Origin of the sequence: Streptomyces sp. V4I23 (assembly GCF_030817975.1) — a bacterium.
Classification (GTDB): domain Bacteria; phylum Actinomycetota; class Actinomycetes; order Streptomycetales; family Streptomycetaceae; genus Streptomyces.
Window position 1 is genome coordinate 7,337,024 of sequence record NZ_JAUSZW010000004.1, and the last position, 25,597, is coordinate 7,362,620.

Annotated in this window: 15 protein-coding genes and 1 pseudogene; 11 read left to right on the forward strand and 5 right to left on the reverse strand. The window is 73.2% G+C overall.

Annotated features, from left to right (window positions below):
* The first annotated feature begins 303 nt into the window (after positions 1-303).
* Entirely contained in the window at positions 304-3,768 is a 3,465-nt protein-coding gene (locus QFZ82_RS35765; protein WP_307717081.1) for a phosphodiester glycosidase family protein, read from the forward strand.
* Between the two features lie 207 nt (positions 3,769-3,975).
* Here the strand turns inward: QFZ82_RS35765 and QFZ82_RS35770 are convergent, their stop codons facing one another.
* Positions 3,976-5,028, reverse strand: a complete 1,053-nt coding sequence (locus tag QFZ82_RS35770; RefSeq protein ID WP_307717082.1) for an enoyl-CoA hydratase/isomerase family protein — start codon at positions 5,026-5,028, stop codon at positions 3,976-3,978.
* Positions 5,029-5,206: 178 nt separating this feature from the next.
* Here QFZ82_RS35770 and QFZ82_RS35775 point away from each other — a divergent pair, with 178 nt between their 5' ends.
* Positions 5,207-6,400, forward strand: coding sequence for a serine hydrolase domain-containing protein (locus QFZ82_RS35775; RefSeq protein ID WP_307717083.1), 1,194 nt, complete (start codon positions 5,207-5,209; stop codon positions 6,398-6,400).
* A 90-nt stretch (positions 6,401-6,490) separates the two neighbouring features.
* Positions 6,491-7,669: an acyl-CoA dehydrogenase family protein gene (locus tag QFZ82_RS35780; protein WP_307717084.1), complete on the forward strand. Its 1,179-nt coding sequence runs from the start codon at positions 6,491-6,493 to the stop codon at positions 7,667-7,669.
* A gap of 54 nt (positions 7,670-7,723) precedes the next feature.
* Here the strand turns inward: QFZ82_RS35780 and QFZ82_RS35785 are convergent, their stop codons facing one another.
* A complete protein-coding gene (locus tag QFZ82_RS35785; RefSeq protein WP_307717085.1) occupies positions 7,724-8,134 on the reverse strand; it encodes a nuclear transport factor 2 family protein in 411 nt (136 codons plus the stop codon).
* Positions 8,135-8,258: 124 nt separating this feature from the next.
* On the opposite strand from QFZ82_RS35785, the gene QFZ82_RS35790 reads away from it, so the two are divergent.
* The 3 genes from QFZ82_RS35790 to QFZ82_RS35805 all read left to right on the forward strand — a co-directional run bounded on the left by QFZ82_RS35790 (position 8,259) and on the right by QFZ82_RS35805 (position 12,890).
* Positions 8,259-8,831 (forward strand): PadR family transcriptional regulator, encoded by a 573-nt coding sequence (locus QFZ82_RS35790; RefSeq protein ID WP_307717086.1) that lies wholly within the window; start codon positions 8,259-8,261, stop codon positions 8,829-8,831.
* Between the two features lie 189 nt (positions 8,832-9,020).
* A complete protein-coding gene (locus tag QFZ82_RS35800) occupies positions 9,021-11,285 on the forward strand; it encodes a serine/threonine-protein kinase (protein ID WP_307717087.1) in 2,265 nt (754 codons plus the stop codon).
* Between the two features lie 72 nt (positions 11,286-11,357).
* A complete protein-coding gene (locus tag QFZ82_RS35805) occupies positions 11,358-12,890 on the forward strand; it encodes an NAD(P)/FAD-dependent oxidoreductase (protein ID WP_307717088.1) in 1,533 nt (510 codons plus the stop codon).
* 117 nt (positions 12,891-13,007) lie between these two features.
* On the opposite strand, the gene QFZ82_RS35810 is transcribed toward QFZ82_RS35805, so the two are convergent.
* Entirely contained in the window at positions 13,008-14,828 is a 1,821-nt protein-coding gene (locus QFZ82_RS35810; RefSeq protein ID WP_307717089.1) for a serine hydrolase, read from the reverse strand.
* Positions 14,829-14,977: 149 nt separating this feature from the next.
* Here QFZ82_RS35810 and QFZ82_RS35815 point away from each other — a divergent pair, with 149 nt between their 5' ends.
* Both QFZ82_RS35815 and QFZ82_RS35820 read left to right on the forward strand, forming a co-directional pair.
* Positions 14,978-16,087 carry a nitronate monooxygenase family protein gene (locus QFZ82_RS35815; RefSeq protein WP_307717090.1) on the forward strand — a complete coding sequence of 370 codons (1,110 nt, stop codon included), beginning with the start codon at positions 14,978-14,980 and terminating at the stop codon, positions 16,085-16,087.
* The gene (locus QFZ82_RS35820; RefSeq protein ID WP_307717091.1) at positions 16,084-17,706 is read left to right on the forward strand and encodes an acyl-CoA synthetase; all 1,623 of its coding nucleotides are present in this window, start codon (positions 16,084-16,086) and stop codon (positions 17,704-17,706) included. The genes QFZ82_RS35815 and QFZ82_RS35820 overlap by 4 nt, the downstream gene beginning before the upstream one ends.
* A gap of 99 nt (positions 17,707-17,805) precedes the next feature.
* Here the strand turns inward: QFZ82_RS35820 and QFZ82_RS35825 are convergent.
* Positions 17,806-20,174 (reverse strand): annotated as a pseudogene (locus tag QFZ82_RS35825) (penicillin acylase family protein).
* Positions 20,175-20,320: 146 nt separating this feature from the next.
* Here QFZ82_RS35825 and QFZ82_RS35830 point away from each other — a divergent pair.
* Positions 20,321-21,835 carry an acyl-CoA synthetase gene (locus tag QFZ82_RS35830; RefSeq protein ID WP_307717092.1) on the forward strand — a complete coding sequence of 505 codons (1,515 nt, stop codon included), beginning with the start codon at positions 20,321-20,323 and terminating at the stop codon, positions 21,833-21,835.
* 9 nt (positions 21,836-21,844) lie between these two features.
* Here the strand turns inward: QFZ82_RS35830 and paaK are convergent, their stop codons facing one another.
* Entirely contained in the window at positions 21,845-23,134 is a 1,290-nt protein-coding gene (paaK, locus tag QFZ82_RS35835) for a phenylacetate--CoA ligase PaaK (protein ID WP_307717093.1), read from the reverse strand.
* A 187-nt stretch (positions 23,135-23,321) separates the two neighbouring features.
* Between paaK and QFZ82_RS35840 the strand changes: the two genes are divergently transcribed.
* On the forward strand, positions 23,322-24,842 hold the full coding sequence (locus tag QFZ82_RS35840; protein WP_307717094.1) for an alpha/beta fold hydrolase: 1,521 nt from the start codon (positions 23,322-23,324) through the stop codon (positions 24,840-24,842).
* A gap of 173 nt (positions 24,843-25,015) precedes the next feature.
* Positions 25,016-25,549, forward strand: a complete 534-nt coding sequence (locus QFZ82_RS35845) for a VOC family protein (protein WP_307717095.1) — start codon at positions 25,016-25,018, stop codon at positions 25,547-25,549.
* The last annotated feature ends 48 nt before the right edge of the window (positions 25,550-25,597 follow it).

Here is a 25,597-nt window from a genome sequence, read left to right on the forward strand (position 1 = left end):
GGCCCGCCACGGGACTGTTCCGGACGTGGCGACAGCCGACCTCCCGACCGGCGCAACGCCTCGCGCACGTCGCGTGGTGACGGCCGGTCGGCGTACCCCGTGGGGGCGAAGACGCCCCGGTGAAGGCCCGCTCCGCCGCCTCGTCGACGAGCACGACAGCCACCGTTCTCCCGCGCGTTGCCCGCACCCTCTGGTGCGCGCGCCCGCGCGCCGCGATGCTGTGCGCCGACAGCGCTTACTACGAGCTCAACCAGCCTGACTCCGGGAGAAGTTGTGGGCCTTGGCAGAGCAAGACACACCGTCGTGCTCCTCGCGACGCTGTCCGCACTGGCGGCCGGGGCGAGCGTCCCCGCCGCCGCCGACCCGACACCCCACCCGCCGCCCCGCGAGACCGCCGAGATACTGCGGCCCATCGCCCCGCCGCCCGCCAGCAACCCCGGCGGAACGCATGCCGCGGTGGCCGACGAGGACGGCATCGAGACCGCCCGCAGCCGGCGCCCCGTCGCGCCCGGCGTCGAACTCACCTCCTACGACCGGCTCAAGGCCGCCAAGTGGCTGCGCGTCGACGAACTCTCGGTCGACCTCGGCGGCGCCGACGTCCGGGCGGACTACCTCTCATCCGGCAAGGTCGCGGACCGCAACAGCGTCTCCCACCTGGCCGCGCGGCACGACCCCGGCCCGGGCAGGCGCACCGTCGCCGCCATCAACGCCGACTTCTTCGACATCAACCAGACCGGCGCGCCCCAGGGCGCCGGCATCCGCGACGGGCAGCTCACCCACTCACCCGCACCGGGCGCGCACCGGGCCGTCGGCATCGGCCCCGGGGGCGCGGGACGGGTCCTCCAGCTGTACTTCGACGGCACTCTGACCGTCCCCGGCGGCGCCCACCCCCTCGGCGCCTACAACGCCGCCAACGTCCCGGCAGGCGGCATCGGCGCGTACACCGCCGCCTGGGGCGAGGCGGACCGTGCCCTCACCGTCGACGCCGCGACCCCCGTCGCCGAGGCCGTCGTCCGCGAGGGCAAGGTCGTCGCCGTGCACGACCGGCCCGGCAGCGGGCCCGTCCCCGACGACACCACCGTCCTCGTCGGCCGCGAGGCAGGGGCCGCCGTACTCGCGGCGCTGAGGCCCGGCGACCCGGTGTCGGTGGAGTACCGGCCACGCACCGACAGCGGACCCGTACCGCGCACGGCCGTCGGAGGCCGCGAACTCCTCGTCGCCGACGGCGTACCCCAGAACCACGACGGCGCGGGCAACAACGCCACCGCGCCCCGTACCGCCGTCGGGTTCTCGCGGGACGGCCGGTCGATGCACGTCATCACCGTCGACGGGCGGCAGGCCGACAGCGGCGGCGTCACCCTCACCGAACTCGGCCTGATGATGAAGAAGGCCGGCGCGCACAACGCCCTCAACCTCGACGGCGGCGGCTCCTCCACCCTCGTCGCCCGCGAACCCGGCAGCGACGCCCTCCAGGTGGAGAACAGCCCCTCCGACGGCAGCGAACGCGACGTCCCCAACGGCCTCGCCCTCACCGCCCCCGACGGCAGCGGAAAGCTGCGCGGTTACTGGGTGGAGACCGCGATGCCCGCGGCCGGCGCTCCCACCGCCGACCCCGTCAAGGGCGGTCACCCCGAGCGGGTGTTCCCCGGCCTGACCCGCCGCCTCGCCGCCGCCGGGTACGACGAGACGTACGGACCCGCCGCCGGCACGCCCCACTGGCTCTCGGTCGACGCGTCCGTCGGGCGCGTCGACGACCAGGGCGTCTTCCACGCCCGTGACAGCGGCGAGACCGAGATCCGCGCCGCACGCGCGGGCGTCCACGGCAGCATCCGCCTGACCGTCCTCGACGACCTGGCGCGCATCGAACCGACCGTCCGGCGTGTGGGACTCGCCGACGCCTCCGCCACCGGCACGTTCGGCATCGTCGGGTACGACGCCCAGGGCAACAGCGCCCCCGTCGAACCGGACGACGTCCGACTCGACTACGACCGCGAACGGTTCACCGTCCGCGCCGAGCGCAGTGGCTCCTTCACCGTCGGTTCCCGCACGGGCGGCGACGCCGCGGGGCGGATCACCGCGACCGCGGGCGGCGTCACCACCGTGCTCGCGGTGAGCGTCGGCCTCGCCCAGCAGGCCGTCAGCTCCTTCGACGACGCCGCGCAATGGAAGTTCAGCCACGCCCGCGCGGGCGGCTCCCTCGCCCCCACGCCCGACGGACGCAGCGGAACCGGACTGGAGATCAGCTACGACTTCACCCGGTCGACCGCGACGCGCGCCGCCTACGCCGCCCCGCCGCAGCCGATCGCCGTCCCCGGGCGGCCGCAGGCCTTCACGCTCTGGATCAAGGGCGACGGCAACGGCGCATGGCCCACCCTGCACCTGAAGGACGCCGCCGGATCCGACCAGCTGCTGCGCGGCCCCTATGTCACCTGGACCGGCTGGCGGCAGGTCACCTTCGCCGTGCCGCCCGGCGCCGCCACGCCGCTGTCCGTGTACCGCTTCTATCTCGCAGAGACCGCCGCGAACCGGCAGTACACCGGCCGGATCGTGATCGACGGCCTCGACGCCCAGGTGCCGCCCGGCGTGGACCTGCCCGATCCGCCGCGCGTCGCCGATCCTCTCGTCGACTCGGCCGCCGTGACCGGGGCACGGGACTGGCGCTTCGCCGTCATGTCGGACGCGCAGTTCGTCGCCCGGGACCCCGACAGCCCCATCGTCGGCCAGGCACGCAGGACGCTCAGGGAGATCAGGGCCGCCCGTCCCGACTTCCTCGTCGTCAACGGCGACCTCGTGGACGAGGGCTCCCCGGCCGACCTGGCCTTCGCGCGCCGCGTGCTGACCGAGGAACTCGGGGACGCCCTGCCCTGGTACTACGTACCGGGCAACCATGAGGTGATGGGCGGGAGGATCGACAACTTCGTGGCCGAATTCGGTCCCGCGCACCGGGCGTTCGACCACCGCGGCACGCGCTTCGTCACGCTCGACACCTCCAGCCTGAGCCTGCGCGGCGGCGGCCTCGCCCAGATCAAGGCACTGCGCGCCCAGCTCGACGCCGCGGCCGCCGACCCCGGCATCGGATCGGTCATGGTCATCGAGCACGTGCCGCCGCGGGACCCGACCGTCCAGAAGGGCAGCGAGCTCGGCGATCGCAAGGAGGCCGCGCTGGTCGAGGACTGGCTCGCCCGGTTCCGGCGTACGACCGGCAAGGGGGCCGGACTGATCGGCAGCCACGTCGGGGTCTTCCACGCCGCGCACGTGGACGGCGTTCCCTACCTGGTCAACGGCAACTCCGGAAAGGCCCCGGCCGGCCCGGCGGACGAGGGCGGCTTCACCGGCTGGTCCCTCTTCGGTGTCGACGAGGTCTCCCGCGCCGACCAGGCTGCGGGCCGCCGCGCCCCGTGGGGCCCGCGCCCCGACTGGGTCTCGGTCCAGACCCGGGCCCACGTGGACGCGGTGAACCTCGACGCGCCCGCCGTGCTGCGGCCCGGGGAGAGCGGCGACGCGCGGGCGACGGTGCACCAGGGCGCGCGGCGCGTACCGGCGGCGTGGCCGATGAGTGTGGACTGGTCCGGCTCGCCGAACCTGCACATCGGCCGCGCGCAGGACGCCCGCCCCCGGCACGCGGCGTCGTTCGACCCGTCGACAGGCCGGCTCACGGCGCTGCGCCAGGGCAGCGTCACGCTGGCGGTGACGGTGAACGGCGCGACACACGCGGTCCCGGTCACGGTGACGACCGCGGCGGAATCCGGCCACCGCGACGCGGCGTAACGCCCGGCCGCCTGGGGCCTCTGGGCCCCAGGCCCCCGCGGCGCGGAGCCGCTGTGCAGGGGAGTGGGGGCGTCAGCCCCCGTGCCGCTCCCTCCGGCAGGGGGCCTGGGGGCGGAGCCCCCAGTTACGGGAAGGGGCGGGGTGGGGAAAGCCCCCCGCCCCGCCCCGTCGTGCGGGACGCCCCCGCCGCGACCCCGCCCGGCCGCCTCAGCGCGCGAGCCCGAGGCTCCCGACCTCCGGTGCAGCGAAATGGCGTTCCACCTCCGCCCGCGTCACCCCGCTCAGCTCCGGCGGGGACCAGCGCGGGCGGCGGTCCTTGTCGACGACCTGTGCCCGGATGCCCTCCACCAGGTCGGGCGAGGACAGGGCCGCGCACGAGACACGGAACTCCTGCTCCAGCACCGGCTCCAGCTCGCCCAGCACCCGCGCCCGGCGGATCGACTCCAGCGTCACCTTCAGGGACCGCGGCGAGCGGCCGAGGATCGTCTCGGCGGTCTCCTTCGCCTCGCTCTCCCCGGACGCGAGGAGGCGATCGACGATGTCCTCCACCGTGTCCGCCGCGTAGCAGTGGTCGATCCACTCGCGCGCCCCGGCGAGCCGGCCGGCCGGGGCGGGCTCCGCGTACCGCCGCACCGCCGCGGTCACGTCCTCGGATGCGACCGCCGCCGCGAGGTCCGCCAGCCGGGCGGACGGGACGAAGTGGTCGGCGAGACCGAGCAGGAGCGCGTCGCCCGCGCCGACCGCCTCTCCGGTGAGAGCCAGGTGCGTGCCCAGTTCGCCCGGCGCCCGCGCCAGCAGGTGGGTGCCGCCCACGTCGGGGACGAAGCCGATGCCCGTCTCCGGCATCGCGATCCTGGAGCGCTCGGTGACGATGCGGACGCTGCCGTGGGCCGACACCCCGACCCCGCCGCCCATCACGATGCCGTCCATGAGCGCCACGTACGGCTTGGGGAAGCGGGCGATACGGGCGTTGAGCCGGTACTCGTCGCGCCAGAAGCCGGCCGACGCCCGGCCGCCCGCTCGCGCGTCGTCGTGGATGGCGCGGATGTCGCCGCCCGCGCACAGTCCCCGTTCGCCGGCCCCGGAGACCACCACGGTCGCGACGGCGTCGTCGCTCTCCCAGCCGGCGAGCGCGGCGTCGATCGTGCGGACCATGGGGTGGGTCAGGGCGTTGATCGCGCGCGGGCGGTTCAGCGTGATGTACGCGGCGCGGCCCTCGGTGCGCAGCAGTACGGGGGCGTCGTGCTCGTCGGGGGCCATCCGGTCGTCCTTCCAGGGCGGAACGTGTGCGGCGCTGCGGGTCCTCCCGCCCATCCTCGCTCACCCGCCGGCCCGCTCCGCACGCCCCCTTCCTCTTCAGTCCGACCGGTCGGTACGTTGCCTCTGGGCCGGGCACGGCAGCCCTCCCGTGACAGGAACCAGGCGACGGAGGTTTCCCATGGCGGTTCGCGGCAACGACGGCGCACTCCGGGACGGCGCATCCCGGATCGACGGCCACTGCGACGAGCGCTTCGCGGCTGTGCGCGCCGCCTTCGAGGACAACTTCCGTGAGCGCGGCGAGCTGGGCGCCGCCGTGACCGTGCTGGCCGGCGGTGAGACGGTCGTCGACCTGTGGGGCGGCTGGGCGGATCCCGCCCGCACCAGACCCTGGGAGCGCGACACGCTGGTCAACGTGTGGTCGACCACCAAGGGCCCGACGGCCCTGTGCGCGCATCTGCTCGCCGACCGGGGAGAGCTCGACCTGGACGCGCCGGTGGCCTCGTACTGGCCGGAGTTCGTCGCGGCGGGCAAGGAGAAGGTGCTCGTGCGCCACCTGCTGTCCCATCGGGCCGGGCTCGCGGGCTTTCGCGCGCCGCACTCGCTCGACGAGTTGTGCGACTGGGAGCTGACCTGTGCCCGGCTGGCCGCGACCGAGCCCTGGTGGGAGCCCGGCACCCGTTCCGGCTACCACGCGCTGACGTACGGCCATCTGGTCGGCGAGGTCGTCCGGCGGATCACGGGGCAGCTGCCGGGTGACTTCCTCCGGCAGGAGGTCACCGGGCCGCTCGGTATCGACTTCGCTCTCGGGGTGCCCCGGGAGGAGACCGGCCGCGTCGCGGAACTGGAGCATCCGCGGGTCCCGCCCACGGCGGAACAGGCCGCGGTCTTCCAGCAGTTGTCGCCGCTCGCGCACGCCGCCCTGCTCAACCCCGTGGTCGGCGCGGACGGGGCCAACTCGCCGCAGTGGCGCGCCGCCCAGGTGCCGGCGGCCAACGGACACGCCACCGCACGCGCCGTCGCCGCGCTGTACGGGATCTTCGCCGGGCGCGGAGTGCTCGGCGACCGCCGGGTGCTGAGCGCGGAGGCCGCGGAACGGGTCCGCGAGGGGCAGGGAAGCTGCCGCGACCTGGTGCTCGGACCAGGCTTCGCGCACGACACGGAGGTCGGCCTCGGCCTGTGGCTGAGCGGCGCCAACGGCTCGTACGGGCCCAACCCCCGCGCGTTCGGCCACGACGGCTTCGGCGGCTCGTGCGGCCTCGCCGACCCCGAGGCCGGACTCAGCCTCGGGTACGTCATGAACCGCATGGGCCCGCGCATCGCCGACGACCCGCGCAAGATGGCGCTCGTCGACGCGGTGTACCGCTCGCTGTAGGCCGCGCACGGCCCTTCCGGATTCCTGCAACACGTTCTACTGTGTGCGCGCCGCCGCGCAAGGGACGACCGCGAGACGCCTGGAGGGGCCGTGCACCTTCGCTACACGCCGCAACAACAGCAGTTGCGCGCCGAACTGCGCACCTACTTCGCCGAACTGGTCCCCGACCACGCATACAGCCGCTACGTCGAACCGGCCGCCCGCAAACGCTTCTACCGCGAGACGATCCGCCGCCTCGGCGCGGACGGCTGGCTCGGGGTGGGCTGGCCGAAGGAGTACGGCGGCCGCGGCCTGAGCCCGATGGAACAGTTCATCTTCTTCGACGAGGCGGCCCAGGCGGGCGTGCCGCTGCCGCTGATGGCACTGAACACCGTCGGCCCGACGATCATGCAGTTCGGCAGCGACGAACAGAAGGCCCGCTTCCTGCCGGGAATCCTCTCCGGCGAGATCGACTTCGCCATCGGCTACAGCGAACCCGAGGCGGGCACCGACCTCGCCTCGCTCAGGACCCGCGCGGTGCGCGAGGGCGAGGAGTACGTCATCAACGGGCAGAAGATCTGGACCACCAACGGCGACACCGCCGACTGGGTGTGGCTCGCCGTGCGCACGGACCCCGAGGCTCCGCCCCACAAGGGCATCACCATGCTCCTCGTACCGACCTCCGACCCCGGCTACTCCTGCACCCTGATCAACACCCTCGCCTCCCACGACACCACCGCCGGCTACTACGAGAACGTCCGCGTCCCCGTCTCCCACCGCGTCGGCGAGGAGAACAAGGGCTGGCGGCTGATCACCAATCAGCTCAACCACGAACGCGTCACTCTCGCCGCTCACGGCACCATGGCCATCCGCGCCCTGCAGGACGTCCAGCGCTGGGCCGCCGACACCAAGCTCGCCGACGGCCGCCGGGTCATCGACCTCGGCTGGGTCCGGGGCCGGCTCGCCCGTACGCACACCCGCCTCGACGCCATGAAACTGCTCAACTGGCAGATGGTGAACGCCGTCCAGGACGGCACCCTCACCCCGCAGGACGCCTCCGCCGTCAAGGTCTACGGCTCCGAGGCCCGGCGCGACGCCTACGCCTGGCTCATGGAGGTCGTGGGAGCCGCGGGCCCCCTCAAGGAGGGCTCCGCCGGAGCCGTCCTGCACGGCGAACTCGAGCGCGGCTACCGCTCCGCGGTCATCTTCACCTTCGGCGGCGGCAACAACGAGATCCAGCGCGAGATCATCTCCTGGATCGGACTGGGGATGCCGCGGGTACGCCGCTGACAGGTATGACAGGCCATCGTTGTCGGCGCCGCCGGCGATCGCTTCGTAGTCGGCTCAGGCCTGTTGCGCCTTCGCCGTACCGGTGGCTTCGCCGGCGATCCGGTCGAACTGCTCTCCCATGGCCGCTGCCAGCGCCTGCGCGGCGGAGAGCGGGCGGACCATCACCATGAAGTCGTCGATGAGTCCCTGCTCGTCGAGGTGCAGGAAGTCGCAGCCGGTGATCTCCCGGTCGCCGACCTTGGCCTGGAAGACCAGGGCGTGGTCGCGTCCGTCCTCACCGGTGGTCTCCCGCACGTAGTGGAAGTCGGTGAACACGCGGGACACCCCGCGCAGGACGGCCGCCGTGATCGCCTTTCCCGCGTAGGGCTTGAAGGCCACAGGGCTGGTGAAGACGACGTCCTCGGCGAGGAGCGCCTCGATCGCGGCGTGGTCGTTCGCCTCGACGGCTCGGCGGAATGACTTCATGGTCGCCTCCACGAATAGTCAACAAAGTGAGTAGGTGCGAGGAGGCTAGTGGTCGCACGCGTGGCGCGTCCAGGCCTGAGTACTCACTTTTTTGATCAGTCACGCATGCTGCTAGCGTCGGGCCATGGCACTGCGCAACGCCGTTCTCGCGGCCCTGCTGGAGGGCGAGGCGTCCGGCTACGACCTGGCCAAGGGCTTCGACGCGACCGTGGCCAACTTCTGGGCCGCCACCCCGCAGCAGCTCTACCGTGAGCTGGAACGCATGGAGACCGAGGGGCTGATCGCCGCCCGCGTGGTGTTTCAGGAGCGACGCCCCAACAAGCGGGTCTACTCGCTCACCGAGGCGGGCCGGGCGGCCCTGAGACGGTTCACCTCCCAGGTCCCGAAGCCCAGCGTGATCCGTGACGAACTCCTCGTACAGGTCCAGGCCGTCGACGGCGGCGACCTCGAAGCCGTACACGCAGCCGTCGGCGACCTGCTCGACCGGTCGCGAACCAAGCTCGCCCGCTACGAGCGCCTCCGTGACCGGCTGCTCGGCGGCGCGGACGAGGCCGATCACCTCACGCATGCCGAGCGCGTGGGGCCCTACCTCACCCTGCTGCGCGGCATGGCCTTCGAGCGCGAGAACATCCGCTGGGCCGAGGACGTGCTCGATGTGCTCGCGAAGCGATCGGGCGGTCCCGCGTCACTCCCGTGAGGCGCAACGACGGCTCGAGTCTCACCCGGGGGAGAGGGCCCGGACCTACGCCTCGGCCGCGTGGTCTGTGAAAGCGACGGCACGACTCGGGCCCGCCACGCGCCCCACCCCGTACGAACTCCGCAGACAGGCCGCCATACTGGACGGGCCGGGGAGGGCGCAGGACAGCGACGGGGGCGACAGCACGAGATGGCGGAGACCAGGCTGATCCACGGCCGGTACCGACTGCTCGATCTCATCGGGCGCGGCGGCATGGGCGAGGTGTGGCGGGCCCGTGACGAGTCGCTCGGCAGGCGGGTGGCGGTCAAGTGCCTGAAACCGATGGGCACCCACCACGACCAGTCCTTCTCCGACGTCCTGCGGGAGCGGTTCCGCCGCGAGGCCCGGGTCGCGGCCGCGCTCCAGCACCGCGGCGTGACCGTCGTCCACGACTTCGGCGAACACGACGGCGTCCTCTACCTCGTGATGGAGCTCCTGGAGGGCCGCAACCTCAGCCAGCTGATGGAGGACAACAAGCAGCAGCCGCTGCCCGTCGGCGACGTCATCGACATCGCCGACCAGATCGCCGACGCCCTCGCCTACACCCACGACCAGGGCATCGTGCACCGCGACCTCAAGCCCGCCAACATCATGCGGCTGAGCGGCGGAGCGGTGAAGATCTGCGACTTCGGCATCGCGCGCCTGGGCGAGGACATCGGTTTCACCGCCAAGCTGACCGGCACCGGCATCGCCATGGGCACGCCGCACTACATGTCGCCGGAGCAGATCGGCGGCAGCGCCGTGGACCACCGCAGCGACCTGTACTCGCTCGGCTGTGTCCTGTACGAACTGGCCACCGGCGCGCCGCCGTTCGACCTCGAGGACACCTGGTCGATCCTCGTCGGCCACCGGGACACCGCGCCGAGACCGCTGCGCGAGGTACGGGAGGAGGTCCCCGGCTTCCTGGAGCGGATCGTGCTCGACCTGCTCGCCAAGACGCCCGAGGAAAGACCCCGGGACGCGGGCGACCTGCGCCGCCGCATCGGCGCCGCCCGCCGCCCGGGTGACGGCGGCCCCCCGGCCGTCCCGGTCCCGCGCATGCCGGAGGCGTCCGCAGGCGGCGAGCCCCCGCTGCCCGACTGGACACGCGGTATGACGACCGGTCACAAGGCCGTGGGCACGACGGCCGTGCGGCCGCCCCTGCCCGACCACACCGCCGCGCTGACCGGGGCCTGGACCAACCCGCCCGCGATCCCCCGTGTGCCCGCGCAGGCCGGCCCTCCCTCCGTCACCTTCCACGGCGGCGGGGAGCGCCCCACTCCGCAGCCCGAACTCCTCGCCGTCCTCGCCAGCCGCCACAGCGCCGGCCTGAGCCTCGGCCGGCTCGGCCGCTGGGACGAGGCCGGCGAGGTGCACCGCGCGGTCGCCGAGGAACGGGCCGCGCTGCTCGGCCCGGACCATCCCGACGCCCTCGCCAGCCGGTACGAGATCGCCTTCACCCTCAGCAGGACCGGCCGGGTGGCCGAGGCGCTGACCGAGTTCGCGCACGTCGCCGAGGGCCGGGAGCGTGCACTCGGCCCGGACCACCCCGACACGCTCGCCGCTCGCCAGGAGACCGCGTACGTGCTGGGCCGGCTGGGCCGGTACGCGGAGGCGCGCGACGTGTACGAGGGGGTCCTCGCCTCCCGCGAGCGGACCATGGGCCCCGACCACCCGGACACCCTGCGCTGCCGGCACAACCTGGCGTTCAATCTGAGCCGCCTCGGCCTGATCGAGGAGGCCCACCGCATGGCCGACGACGTGGCGACGGCGCGCGCCCGCGTCCTCGGGGCCGGACACCCCGACACGCTCGTCACCCGCTACGAGGTCGCCCACGCCCTCGGCAGGCTCGGCCGCTGGGCCGAGGCGCTCGCCACCTACCGGGAAGTCGCCGCCGCCCGCGCGCAGGCGCTCGGCCCCGACCACCCGGACACGCTCGCCGCGCGCTACGAGGCCGGTATCAGCCTCGGCCGCCTCGGCCGCAGCGCCGAAGCCCTGGACCTGTTCCGGGCGCTCGTCGACGACCGCACCCGGGCTCAGGGCCCCACCGACCCCGAGACGCTGCGCGCCCGGCACACCCTCGGGGTCAACCTGGGCCGCCTCGCCCGCTGGCCGGAGGCGCTGGGGGAGGCGCGCGAGGTGTGCGCGCTGCGCGAGCGGGTCCTCGGCGCGGACCACCCCGACACGCTCGTCAGCCGCCGCGAGGTGGCCGTCGCCCTCGGCTGGCTGGGCCGCTGGCACGACGCGTACGCCGTCTACCGGCACGTCGCCGAAGCGCGCGAGCGGGTCCTCGGCCCCGGCCATCCGGACGCCCTGGCCAGCCGCAACGACGAGGCGCACTGCCTCGAACAGCTCGGCCGCCACGCGGAGGCCGTGGAGGTGTACCGGCGGGTCGCGGCGCTCCGGCAGCAGCGGAGCGGCGCACCCGGAGGCTGACCTGGGCGTCGTCACCGGATCATGCCGGCCGGAGGGGGCGCGCCGCGGGCCGGGAGGGGCTAGGGTCCGGCCATGCCCGCACACGCCTCGTACGATGCCGTCATCGTCGGCGGCGGCCACAACGGCCTGGTCGCCGCCGCCTACCTCGCTCGCGCCGGACGCTCGGTCCTGCTGCTGGAACGCAGCGCGACCACCGGAGGAGCGGCCGTCTCGACCCGTCCCTTCCCAGGCGTCGACGCGCGCCTGTCCCGGTTCTCGTACCTCGTCTCGCTGCTTCCCGACAAGATCGTGCGCGATCTCGAACTGGACTTCGCCGTCCGCAAGCGAACCGTCTCCTCGTACACCCCGCGCGGCAGCGGCGGACTGCTGGTCGGCGGGCCCGGAACGGCGCAGTCGTTCGCCAGGACCACCGGCGGGGAGCGGGAGTACGCGGCCTGGCAGGAGTTCTACGGCCTCACGCGCGAGGTCGCCGGGCGCGTGTTCCCGACGCTCACCGAGCCGCTGCCCTCACGGGAGGAACTGCGCGAGCGCGTCGGCGACGAGACCGCGTGGCGGATGCTGTTCGAGGAGCCGATCGGCGTCGCGATCGAGAAGCGGTTCGCCGACGACCTCGTCCGGGGCGTGGTGCTCACGGACGCGCTGATCGGCACGTTCGCCGACGCCCACGACCCGTCCCTGCCGCAGAACCGCTGCTTCCTGTACCACGTGATCGGCGGCGGCACGGGCGACTGGGACGTGCCCGTCGGTGGCATGGGGGCGCTGACCGACGCGCTGGCCGCCGCGGCCCGCGCGGCCGGCGCGGAGATCGCCGTCGCGCACGAGGTCACCGGTGTCGAGACGGACGGCGCGCGAGCGGAGGTCACCTTCCGCACCCCCGACGCGGAAGGGACGGTCGCCGCCCGGCAGGTGCTGGTGAACGCCTCCCCGCAGGCGCTCGCCGCCCTGCTCGGCGAGGAACCGCCGGCAGCCGCCGAGGGCGCCCAGCTGAAGGTGAACATGCTGCTGCGCCGGCTGCCGCGGCTGCGTGACCGCGGCGTGGACCCGAAGGACGCTTTCGCCGGGACCTTCCATGTCTCCGAGGGCTACGAGCAGTTGGCGACGGCCTACCGGGAAGCGGCGGGGGGCCGGCTGCCCAGTGCCCCTCCCTCCGAGATCTACTGCCATTCGCTGACCGACCCGTCGATCCTCGGACCGGAGCTGGTGGCACAGGGCCATCAGACGCTGACCCTGTTCGGACTGCACACCCCGGCGCGGCTGTTCGCCGCCGACAACGACGCCGTGCGCGCCGAACTGCTGGCCGCCACGCTCGCCGAGCTGGACTCGTACCTGGAGGAGCCGATCGCGGACTGCCTCGCCCTCGACGAGAACGGCGAGCCGTGCATCGAGGCCAAGACCCCGCTCGACCTGGAGCACGAACTGCGGCTGCCCGGCGGGCACATCTTCCACCGGGACCTGTCGTTCCCCTACGCGACGGACGAGACAGGACGCTGGGGTGTGGAGACGGCGCACCCCAACGTCCTGCTGTGCGGCGCGGGCGCGGTACGCGGCGGCGGGGTCAGCGGCGTGCCCGGCCACAACGCCGCGATGGCGGCGCTGGGCCGGTGAGCGCCTGACGCTGGGTCCCGGGACGGTTCGCGGCCTGTTGCCGGTCCGGACGGCGCGCGGCCGATGTCTCGGTCCCGGGACCGCGCCGCCCGTGGGAGACCGCGCGCGGCCCGTCGCTCAGTCGCGGGACGGCGCCCAGCCGACCGCCTCGATCCGCGCGGCGTCCGAGGGGCGCGCCTCGTCGAAGAGCGTGCGGCCGTGCTGGTCGTCCACGCGCATCGCGTCCACGTACACCCCGCGCCCGACGTAGAGCCGGTCCGTGGTGTACCGCCAGCGCAGGCGTACCTCCGCGCCGCGCCACGCCGACAGGTCCGCCGACAACCGGTGCCAGACGCGCCCCGACCAGCCGGTCGCCGTGCCCGCGGGATGCTGCTGCTCCCCTTCGTCGGGGTGCGTGGTCGTGAACGGCACCGGCCGCCAGCTCGTCCCGCCGTCCGCCGACGCCTCCAGGAACACCCGGTCCGCGCCGGGCTCGGTGTCCCACCACAGGAAGCAGCCGAGCCGTCCTGCCGCGGGCCCGAGCGGTGGCAGGGTGAGAGTGGCGGTCGTGGCGCCCGCCATGCCGCCGAACCAGGCGGTGCGCCCGTGCGCCGGACGTACGGCGACGGCGCGCGCGAGGTTGTTGGCGGCCGCCACGCGGGGCGCACTGCCCGAACGCCAACTGCGAACGGGGTGGACGGAGTTCCCGAGGACGACCAGGAACGAGTCGGTGGTCGGGTCGAGAACCAGGCTGGTGCCGGTGAATCCGGTGTGACCGGCGGTCCGGGGCGTGGCCATGGCGCCCATGTACCAGTGCTGGTGCAGCTCGAAGCCGAGGCCGTGCTCGTCGCCGGGGAACGCCGTGTTGAAGTCGGTGAACATCAGCTCGACGGATTCCGGCGCGAGGATGCGGGAGCGGCCGTAGAGGCCGCCGTTGAGCAGGGTGCGGGCGAGGATCGCGAGATCCCACGCGCGGGAGAAGACACCGGCGTGGCCCGCGACGCCGCCGAAGCTGTACGCGTTCTCGTCGTGGGCCTCCCCCCACACCAGTCCCCGCTCCAGCCCCGACCAGGGCAGCCGGGCGTCCTCGGTCGCGGCGATCTGCGGCTTCCACTCGGCGGGCGGGTTGAAGCGGGTGCGGTCCATGCCGAGCGGAGCGGTGATCTCGTCGTGGAGCAGGGTGTCCAGAGTGCGACCGGTGATCTTCTCCAGGACGAGCTGGAGCGCGATCAGGTTCAGGTCGGAGTAGAGGTATCGGGTGCCGGGGGCGTTCGCCGGGGCCTCGTTCCACAGCAGGCGCAGCCGGCCCTCCTGCGTGGGCTCCTTGAAGAGCGGGATCCAGGCCCGCAGGCCGGAGGTGTGGGTGAGCACCTGCCGCACGGTGATGTCCTGCTTGCCCGCGCCGCCGAACTCGGGCACGTACGAGGCGACCGCCGTCTCCAGTGCCAGGGCGCCGCGCTCGATCTGCTGCACGGCGAGGATCGAGGTGAACAGCTTGGAGACGGACGCCAGGTCGAAGACGGTGTCCTCGGCCATCGGGATCTGCTGGTCCGCGGGCAGCTCCACGGCCGTGTCGGTCACCTCGTCGTACGAGGAGTAGCGCAGCGCCTTCCCGATGGCCCGGTGCAGGGCGACCGTGCCGCCCCGCCCGGCGAGCAGCACCGCCCCGGCGTACCAGGGATGCTTGGGGGACGGGCGCAGGAACGACTCGGCGTCGGTGACGAGACGGTCGAGATGCGGGGCGAGCAGCCCGGCGCGCTCCGGGGTGCCGCGCCGCAACGTCGGCCGGTGGGCGGGCCCTCCGCCGCCACCGGAAGCGGGACCCAGGGGCGCACCCGTGGCCGGCGCCGCGAAGGGGACGGACGCGAGGGTGAGCGCTCCGCCCAGCGCCAGCAGGCCGCTGCCCAGTCTCCTCCGGCTGATCGCCCTGCTCCCTCTGTCCGCTGCGTCCTCGGTCATACGGAATCCTTCCTGAAAGTATCTTTCGGATCTTCCGCGCCACGTGAAACTTTCTTGCCGGACCGGTGGAGTGTCAACCACCCCAAAGAATCTGACGATCCATCAGAAAATGTCTTCCCTCGTCCGGCGGCCTGCGGCATCCTGCGCCCATGGAGACGGAGCTGAGCAGACAACTGGGCATCGAGCACGCCATCTTCGGCTTCACGCCGTTTCCCGCGGTGGCTGCCGCCATCTCCCGAGCGGGAGGCTTCGGCGTCCTCGGCGCCGTCCGTTACACGGCGCCCGACGACCTCGCACGCGACCTCGACTGGCTCCACGACCACACCGACGGCAAGCCGTACGGCCTCGACGTCGTCATGCCCGCCAGGAAGGTCGAGGGCGTGAGCGAGTCCGATGCGGAGGCGATGATCCCCGAAGGGCACCGGCAGTTCGTCCGCGACACCCTCGCCGAGCACGGCGTCCCCGAACTCGCCGAGGGCGAGAGGTCCGGCTGGCGCATCACCGGCTGGATGGAGGATGTGGCCCGCCGCCAGCTCGACGTCGCCTTCGACCGCCCCGTCCGCCTGCTCGCCAACGCCCTCGGCTCCCCGCCGGCCGACGTCGTCGAGCGCGCCCACGACCACGGCGCCCTCGTCGCCGCGCTCGCGGGCAGTGCCCGGCACGCCCGCCACCACGCCGAGGCGGGGATCGACGTCGTCGTCGCCCAGGGGTACGAGGCAGGCGGACACACCGGCGAAATCGCCTCCATGGTGCTCACTCCCGAAGTCGCGGACGCCGTCGCTCCGTTGCCCGTGCTCGCCGCGGGCGGCATCGGCAGCGGCGAGCAGATCGCCGCCGGTCTCGCGCTCGGCGCGCAGGGCGTGTGGCTCGGCTCGCTGTGGCTCACCACCACCGAAGCCCGGCTCGGTTCCCGGGCGCTGACGGCCAAACTGCTGGCCGCGGGCTCCGGCGACACCGTCCGCTCACGCGCCCTGACCGGCAAGCCCGCCCGCCAGTTGCGCACCGCGTGGACCGACGCCTGGGACGACCCGGCCGGTCCCGGCCCGCTGCCCATGCCCTTGCAGGGCCTCCTCGTCGCCGACGCCGTCTCCCGCATCCAGCGGTACGAGGTCGAGCCGCTGCTCGGCACGCCGGTCGGCCAGATCGTCGGCCGTATGAACGCCGAACGCCCCGTCCAGGAGGTCTTCGACGACCTCACCCGCGGCTTCGAGCGTGCCGTCGACCGCATCAACCGCATCGCAGGAAGGAGCCGGTCATGACCCACCCCGCAGGCGGACCGGGCGGGACGCAGGAGCCGGGCGTCCCGGGCGCGCCCCACCATCCGGGCGCGCTCAGGACCCGGGGCGGCTTCTGGGCACAGGCCGCCGCCGACCCCGGCCGCACCGTCCTGACCTGCCCCGACGGCGAGCAGTGGGAGGCGGGACGGCTGCACGCCGCCGCCAACCGGCTCGTCCACGGGCTGCGGGCGGCCGGGCTGCGGCGCGGCGACGCCTTCGCCGTGGTCCTGCCCAACGGCGCCGAACTGGTCACCGCGGCCCTCGCCGCGGCCCAGGCCGGGCTCTACCTCGTCCCCGTCAACCACCACCTGGTCGGCCCGGAGATCGCCTGGATCGTGTCCGACTCCGGTACCGAAGTCCTCATCGCGCACGAACGCTTCGCCGATGCGGCGACGGCCGCCGCCGACGAGGCGAAGCTGCCCGCGGGCCGCCGCTATGCCGTGGGCGAAGTGGCCGGATTCCGCCCCTACGCCGACCTGCTCGACGGGCAGCCGGAGACCCCGCCCGCGGACCGCACGCTCGGCTGGGTCATGAACTACACCTCCGGCACGACCGGCCGCCCCCGGGGGATCCGCCGGCCGCTGCCCGGAAGGACGCCCGAGGAGACGCACCTCGGCGGGTTCCTCGGCATCTTCGGGATCAAGCCGTACGACGGGAACGTCCATCTCGTCTGCTCGCCGCTCTACCACACGGCCGTGCTGCAGTTCGCGACGGCGTCCCTGCACATCGGACATCCGCTCGTCCTGATGGACAAGTGGGCGCCCGAGGAGATGCTGCGGCTCATCGACGCCCACCGCTGCACGCACACCCACATGGTGCCCACCCAGTTCCACCGGCTCCTCGCGTTGCCGGACGAGGTCAGGAAGCGCTACGACGTCTCCTCCATGCGCCACGCCGTCCACGGTGCCGCGCCCTGCCCGGACCACATCAAACGAGCCATGATCGACTGGTGGGGGAACTGTGTCGAGGAGTACTACGCGGCGAGCGAGGGCGGCGGAGCCTTCGCGACGGCCGAGGACTGGCTGAGGAAGCCCGGCACCGTGGGGAGGGCGTGGCCCATCAGTGAGCTGGCCGTGCTCGACGACGACGGGAAGCGCCTGCCGCCGGGGGAGGTCGGCACGGTCTACATGAAGATGACGACGGGGGGCTTCAGTTACCACAAGGACGAGGCGAAGACGGCGAGGAACCGCGTCGGCGACTTCTTCACCGTCGGCGACCTCGGGTATCTCGACGAGGACGGCTACCTCTTCCTGCGCGACCGCAAGATCGACATGATCATCTCGGGCGGGGTCAACATCTACCCGGCCGAGATCGAGTCGGTGCTGTTCACGCACCCGGCTGTGGCCGACGCCGCCGTGTTCGGCATCCCGCACGCGGACTGGGGCGAGGAGGTCAAGGCCGTCGTGGAGGCGGCGGACGGCCACATCCCGGACGCGTCCCTCGCCGCGGACATCCTCGCCCACTGCGCGAGCGGACTGGCCGCCTACAAGCGCCCCAGGTCCGTCGACTTCGTGACGACGATGCCCCGCGACCCGAACGGCAAGCTCTACAAGCGCCGGCTGCGTGACCCGTACTGGCGGGGCCACGACCGCCCGGTGTGACGAGCCCCGGGGCACCTGGCGTTCCTCGCCGCCCACGCGTTCCTCGCCGTCAGTCCCCAGGCCGCCGGGACGCCGCAACGCCCCGGCGGCCGGGACGGCTCACCCGCGTTCGCGCACCCGCACCACCTCCAGCTCGGGCGACCGCATGATGTCGCGCTCGCAGAAGCGTGAGGTCACCCACCGCTCGTCCGTGAACAGCTCCGTCTGGTCCCGGTAGTGCTCGGAGAGCGGATTCGACGACTGCGAGTACGTCAGCAGCGTCCGCGCCACCGGGCAGCGCCCGTCGTCCCAGCCCACCGCCTGGACGTGGCTGGACCCGTGCACCACCTCGGAGTAACCGCCGGCCGCCGCGTTCCAGCCGGCCTCGATCTTGTTCCACACGCCGAGCGCCTCCGTGCCGCCGTGGACCGGGAACCGCTTCCCGCCCCGTACGACGAACTGGTGCTGCCCGAGCGGCGCGTCCAGCGCCATGCCCGCCGCCCGCAGCTCGGCCACCGCGCCCGACAGCGCCTTCGCGAAACCGGGCGCATCGGTGTTCAGCGTGTTCGGCGTCGCGACCGGGTCGGCCGCGGAGAACGGGACCTTCCACAGCTCGGACGCCGGCACCGACGCGGTCAGCGCCCGCCAGAACCGGTCGAAGAGAAGCGCGCCCCGGCTGCCGGTGTCCGCCGCCCCGTCCCAGCGGTCGAGCACGTCGCACGCCTCCGCCAGGTCGGCCGTGAGCCGTCGGCAGGCGCGCACGGTGTCGTCGAGGGCGAGCGAGGCCGCGGGCACCCGGTTGGCGAACTGCTGCCGCTGGAGATCGGCCACCGTGAGCCCGCCCCGTCCGGCCATCGCGGCCACGTCCTCCACCGCGCCGCGCGTCCGCAGCGACCGAGGCGTCGCCACGTTCCCGAAGACCCGCTCGTAGCCGGTCAGCGGCCGGTCCGCGTTGGCGAGCCAGGCGCTGTCGTTGGAGTTCTCGGCGTACGCCGTGTCCCGCAGCAGCGGCATCCGCGAGGGACCGAAGACGCCCGGCTGCACCGCGTCCGCGTCCTTGCCCAGCGCGCACTCGCCCCGCGACCCGTCCAGCACGGCCAGACCCGACGCCGGATACGTCACCCGCCCGAGCGGGGTGGAACACCGCTGCGCCAGGTCGTCCGTGATGCGGGGGAGGACCTGGGACTGCGTGAACAGCGAATGTCCGGCCGAGTCGGCGGCGATCGTGTTCACCCACGGCAGGCCCTGCGTACGCCGCAGGCCCTCGGCCATGTCGTCGGTCGAGCGGGCCCTGCCGAACGCGAGCGCGGTGTCGGAGCCGCGCAGATTCCGTGCGTTCGGGTCGTGGAGCGCGTACGCGGTCGTCCGCGACCACGGCAGCGGCACCGACGCCCCCAGCGACGTGAGGACCGGCCCGTACCGCGTCCAGTACTGCGTGCGGGTGACCGGATCGCCGTTCCGGACGGGCACGGTGACCGTCCGTCTCGTCATCCGCTCCGGCTTCCCGTCCACCAGGTAGACGGTGGGGTCGGCCGGATCGAGGCTCAGCTGGTGCAGATTCAGCGGGACGCCCGTCGCGACGGTGTGGCTCCACGCCACCTTGTCGTTGAAGCCGATGTTGACGACCGACGTGCCGAGCAGCGACGCGCCCGAGACGTTCAGTTCGCCGGGGATCGTCTGCTGCGACTGCCAGAAGCGGCGGCCGCCCTGCCAGGGATAGTGCGGGTTGCCGAGCAGCAGGCCCCGCCCGTTCGCGGTCACCTCCCCGCTGAACGCGACCGCGTTGGAGCCCATGTCGGCGTTCTCGGCGGCGAAGAGCTCCCGGGCCGCCTCCGCCGTGTCCTCGGCGCCGGGCGCGGCCGACGCCCGGCCCGCCGTCCCGCCCGGCGGCTGCGCCGCCGTGATGCCCTCGATGCCGCGGCCCTGACCGCCGAGCACCGCGACGGCGAAGCCGCGCCGGGCGACGTCCAGCGTGGTCACCGGGCCACCCAGTCCGCGTCGCGGCACGCGGGATCGGTGACGCGGTTCTGCGCCAGCCAGGCGTTGTAGCCGGCCGCCCAGCCGCGCATCAGCTCCTTCACCTCACGGCTGGGCCCGGCCGGTGCCGGAGTGGCGAGCAGGTTCTCGACCGTGCCGGCGTCACGTACGCCGCGGAAGTACAGGTCGCTGGAGAGGTTCTTCGTCGCGGACGACAGCGAACCGTCCGGTGCCGCGTCGGGGCCGAAGTGGCGCGAACGTTCGCCGCGCACCGTGACGAAGCCGTCGGCGAGGACGCACACCTGGTCGGCGGCCTGCGCCCAGCCGGTGCCGAAGCCGAGGTCCGCGTAGTCCTTCGCCACGATGTGCGGGATGCCGTGCTCGGTGTAGCGGATGACAGCGGACAGACCGCCGCCCGAGAGGCGCCGGTCACGGTCGTCGGCCGCCGCAGGAGGCGGCAGCGCGGCCGCGGCGGTCAACAGGGCGACACCGGTCAGGGCGAGCCGTCCCATACGGGTGCGGAAGAGCAAGGTCCCTCCCAACAGAGCTGCGGATCAAGCTGGTTGGTCCATGCAGTCAGTACCGCGGGGTAACTGTCAACCGGCCGGTCGGTATCCGCACCCTTGACGTACCGTCACCGGCCGCACACGATCGCGTCATGACAGGGGCACACAACAACACGGTCGACTCCCTCGTACGGCGCAGCGCCCGCCGCACCCCCGGCCGCACGGCCGTCCGCTACGCCGCACGCACCTGGACCTACGCCGAACTCGACGCCGCCGTCTCCACCGCCGCGGCGGTCCTGGCCGGCCACGGGCTGCGCCCGGGCGACCGGGTCGCGACCTACGGGCACAACTCCGACGCCTACTTGATCGCCTTCCTCGCCTGCGCGCGGGCCGGGCTCGTCCATGTGCCGGTCAACCAGAACCTCACCGGGGACGACCTCGCCTACATCGTGCGCCAGTCGGGCAGCTCCCTCGTCCTGGCCGACCCGGACCTCGCGCCCCGCCTGCCCGCCGGGCCCCCCGTCCGGCCGCTGCGCGAGGCCGACGGCTCCCTCCTCGCCGAACTGGCCGAGCCGCGGCCCTACCGGCATGCCGGACGGGAGCCGCAGGCCGAGGACCTGGTCCAGCTGCTCTACACCTCGGGGACCACCGCCCTGCCCAAGGGCGCGATGATGACCCACCGGGCGCTCGTCCACGAGTACGTCAGCGCCATCACCGCGCTCGACCTCGAGCCCGGCGACCGGCCCCTGCACACGCTGCCGCTCTACCACTCCGCGCAGATGCACGTCTTCCTGCTGCCCTACCTCGCGATCGGCGCGGAGAACACCATCCTGGACGTGCCCGACGCCGCGCAGATCTTCGATCTCGTGGAAGCCGGGCGCGCCGACAGCCTGTTCGCCCCGCCGACCGTCTGGATCGGCCTGTCCAACCACCCCGACTTCGCCACCCGCGACCTCGGCGCACTGCGCAAGGCGTACTACGGGGCGTCGATCATGCCCGTGCCCGTTCTGGAACGGCTGCGTGACCGCCTGCCCGGACTCGCCTTCTACAACTGCTTCGGACAGTCGGAGATCGGGCCGCTCGCCACCGTCCTCGGCCCTGACGAGCACGAGGGCCGGATGGACTCCTGCGGCCGTCCGGTGCTGTTCGTCGAGGCGAAGGTCGTCGACGAGGACGGCAAGGAGGCCGCGGACGGCACACCGGGTGAGGTCGTGTACCGCTCTCCGCAGCTGTGCGAGGGGTACTGGGACAAGCCCGAGGAGACCGCGGAGGCCTTCCGCGACGGCTGGTTCCGCTCCGGGGATCTCGCCGTGCGCGACAGCGAGGGCTACTTCACCGTCGTCGACCGGGTGAAGGACGTCATCAACTCCGGGGGAGTGCTCGTCGCCTCGCGTCAGGTCGAGGACGTCCTCTACACCCACCCCGCGGTCGCCGAGGCCGCGGTCGTCGGGCTGCCCGACGACCGCTGGATCGAGGCGGTCACGGCCGTGGTCGTGGCCCGCGAGACGATCGCCGAGGCCGAACTGATCGCCCACGCGCGCGAGAAGCTCCCCCATTTCAAGGCGCCCAAGAGGGTCCTCTTCGTGGACGGCCTCCCGCGCAACGCCAGCGGCAAGATCCTCAAGCGCGAACTGCGCGACCGGTTCAGTGCGGCCCCGGAGGCGTAGCGCCGGGTGCTACCTCGCGTCCCTCAGGTCCACGATCCGCTTGATCTTGCCCACCGAACGCTCCAACGTCTCGGGGTCCACCACCTCGACCGCGACCGAGACGCCGATCCCGTCCTTCACGGCCGCCGCGATCGACCGCTCGGCGGCCGTGCGCTGTTCCGCGGTCGCCTCGGCGCGCGCCTCGGCCCGGACGGTGAGGGCGTCCAGGCGCCCCTCGCGGGTCAGCCGGAGCTGGAAGTGCGGAGCGACATGGGGCGTGCGCAGCACGATCTCCTCGATCTGCGTGGGGAAGAGGTTCACCCCGCGCAGGATCACCATGTCGTCACTGCGCCCGGTGACCTTCTCCATACGGCGGAAGACCCGCGCCGTGCCGGGCAGCAGCCGGGTCAGGTCACGCGTGCGGTAACGGACGACCGGCATGGCCTCCTTGGTCAGCGAGGTGAACACCAGCTCGCCCTGCTCGCCGTCGGGCAGCACCTCGCCCGTGAACGGGTCGACGACCTCGGGGTAGAAGTGGTCCTCCCAGATGTGCAGGCCGTCCTTGGTCTCCACGCACTCCTGCGCCACGCCGGGGCCCATCACCTCCGACAGTCCGTATATGTCGACCGCGTCGATGGCGAACCGCTCCTCGATCTCCCGGCGCATCTCCTCCGTCCACGGCTCCGCGCCGAAGACGCCGACCTTCAGCGAGGTCGCCCGCGGATCGACGCCCTGCCGGTCGAACTCGTCGAGGAGCGTGAGCATGTACGACGGAGTGACCATGATGATCTCGGGACGGAAGTCCTGGATGAGCTGCACCTGCCGGGCCGTCATACCGCCCGAGGCGGGGATGACCGTGCAGCCGAGCCGCTCGGCGCCGTAGTGCGCACCCAGGCCGCCGGTGAACAGCCCGTAGCCGTACGCCACATGGACCTTGTGGCCCGGGCGGGCGCCGGCCGCGCGGAGGGAACGGGCCACCACGTCGGCCCAGTTGTCCAGGTCGCGCTCGGTGTAGCCGACGACGGTGGGGCGGCCGGTCGTCCCGCTGGAGGCATGGATCCGGCGCACCTGCGACTGCTCGACGGCGAACATCCCGAACGGGTAGTTGTCCCGCAGGTCCGTCTTGGCGGTGAAGGGGAAGTCGGCGAGGTCGGCGAGCGTACGGCAGTCGTCGGGACGCAGCCCCGCCTTGTCGAAGGACTCCCGGTAGAACGGCACGTTCTCGTAGGCGTGGCGCAGGGTCGCCCTCAGCCGCTCCAGCTGCAGCGCCTCGAGCTCCTCCCGCCCGAGACGCTCCGCCGCGTCCAGCAGGTCCGTCATTCGCCGTCCTCCCCTCCCGAAACGGACGACCGATCATTCGGTCGTGCTGTTCGGGATCAGTAATTCAGCCCGCGCCGCGGTCCGTCAAGGCATGTGCACGGGCCTGGGCTCCGGGCCGCGCGGGCGCGCGCTGTGCTCTGCGCGTAAGTCCGTTGCGGTCGCCCGGGCACCTGGCGATGATCACGCCATGGGGATCTTCCGCACGTACGACGGGACAGAGCTGGCCTACGAGACCATGGGGGGCGGGGAGCCGCTGATCTGCCTGCCCGGCGGGCCGATGCGGGCCGCCGCCTACCTCGGCGACCTGGGCGGCCTCGGCGCCCACCGTCGGCTGGTGCTGCTGCACCCGCGTGGCACCGGTGACTCCGCCGTCCCGGCCGATCCGGCGGGCTACCGCCGGGACCGTCAGGCCGACGACGTGGAGGCGCTGCGCGAGCACCTGGGCCTCGACCGCGTCGATCTGCTCGGCCACTCGGCGGGCGCCGGCCCGGCCCTGTACTACGCCGCCCGCCACCCCGGGCGCGTACGGTCCCTGACCCTGGTCACACCCGACGCGAGTGCCGTCGGCATCACGGCAACCCCCGAGGACCGCCGGGAAGCGGCTCTGCTGCGGTCGGACGCACCCTGGTACGAGGCCGGGATCGCCGGACTCGACGCGCTGCGGAGCGGACAGGAGTCGCCCGAGATCTGGGACGCGGTCCGGCCCTTCACCTACGGGCGGTGGGACGAGGCAGCCCGGGCCCATGCCGCCGCCAGGGAGAGCCAGTTCAACTTCGGGGCCATCGAGCACTTCTACGCCGAAGGCGCCCCCGGCCCCGCTACGGTCAGGGCCGCGCTCGCCGGTGTGCGGGCCCCGGTGCTCGTCCTCGCGGGCGAACTCGACGGCGGCCCCCGCCCCGCCCGCGCCGCCGAACTCGCCGCGCTCTTCCCGGACGGCCGCTGCGTCGTCCAGGCGGGTGCCGCGCACTTCCCGTGGCTGGACGACCCGGGGGCCTTCACCCGTGCCGTCGCCGCCTTCCTCGACCCGGACGTGCACAGCGTGCAGGCGGGCGGCGTGCGACTGGCCTACCGCGTGTGGGGCCACGAGGACGCCCCGCCGGTCGTCCTGGCCCACGGCCGATGCGGCAACAGCGGCCACTGGACGCACGTCGCCGAGCGGCTTGCCGCCACCCGCCGCGTGTACGCCGTCGACCTGCGGGGCCACGGCCTGAGCGAGTGGCCCGGCAGCTACGGATTCGCCGCCTTCCGGGACGACCTCGCCGCCTTCGTCACGGCCCTCGGCCTCGGGCCGGTCGATCTCGTGGGCCACTCGATGGGCGGCGCCGCCGCCCTGCTGCTCGCCGAGGAGAGGCCGGAGCTCGTACGCCGCCTGGTGGTCGAGGAGACCCCTCCGCTGCTGCCGCTCGACCCGCCGAGGCCGCCGGCGGTCCGCCCCGAGGGGCCACTGGACTTCGACTGGCCGCTCGTGCCCGCCACGGACGCCGAGCTGAACGAGCCCGATCCCGCCTGGTGGGACCGCCTCCAGGCGCTCAAGGCCCCGACCCTGGTGATCGCCGGCGGACCGGCCGGCAGCGTCCCCCAGGACCGGCTCGCCGCGCTCGCCGCGCGGATCCCGGGCGCGCGCCTGGTCACCGTGGAGGCGGGGCATCTCGTCCACGAGAGCAGGCCGGCGGAGTTCCTGGCCGCGCTGGAGGACTTCGGCATCTGACGCAGGCGCACGGGCCGGCCTCGGTCACGCACCGCATCGGCGCATGACCGGTTGGTACGTACGGACCCATTGCGGCGGTGCCGGCCGGGCGCGGGGAGGTATTCCCGCGGATCCGGGGAACATGGCGAGGAGAAGTTGAATCCCGCAATCACCCCGAGGTGAAGGAGTCCGCGATGCCTCAGCCAGAGGGAGCCGCACTCGAGGCCGTCCGAGCCCGCCGCGAGGAGCTGCGGCGGCGCTACCTGCGGGCCCCGGGCGACCGGCCCACGACCACCGCACGCGGAGTCCACCACGTGGCGTTCATCTGCCGCGACGTGGAGGAGACCATCCGCTTCTACCAGGAGTTCCTGGGCTTCCCGCTCGTGGAGATCGTGGAGAACCGTGACTACCGCGGTTCGACCCACTTCTTCTTCGACATCGGCAACAACAACCTGCTGGGTTTCTTCGACTTCCCCGGCCACGAACACCCTCCCGCCACGGAGACGATCGGCGGCGTGCAGCACATGGCCCTGTCGGTGGACGCGCAGCACTACACGGCCGCCCGCAAGAAGCTCGACGAGGCCGGTGTCGAGTACGTCGGGCCCGACCGGGGGGTCGAGGAGAGCCTCTACCTGCACGACCCCAACGGGGTGCCGCTCGAGCTGTACCAGGAGCGGCTCGGCATCTTCAACGGGGAGCAGATCCTCGACACCGTCGCCGACGACTGACCGCCCAGAATGCGTTCGATCCTGACGGAAGGGCAGGAACGCGACCAG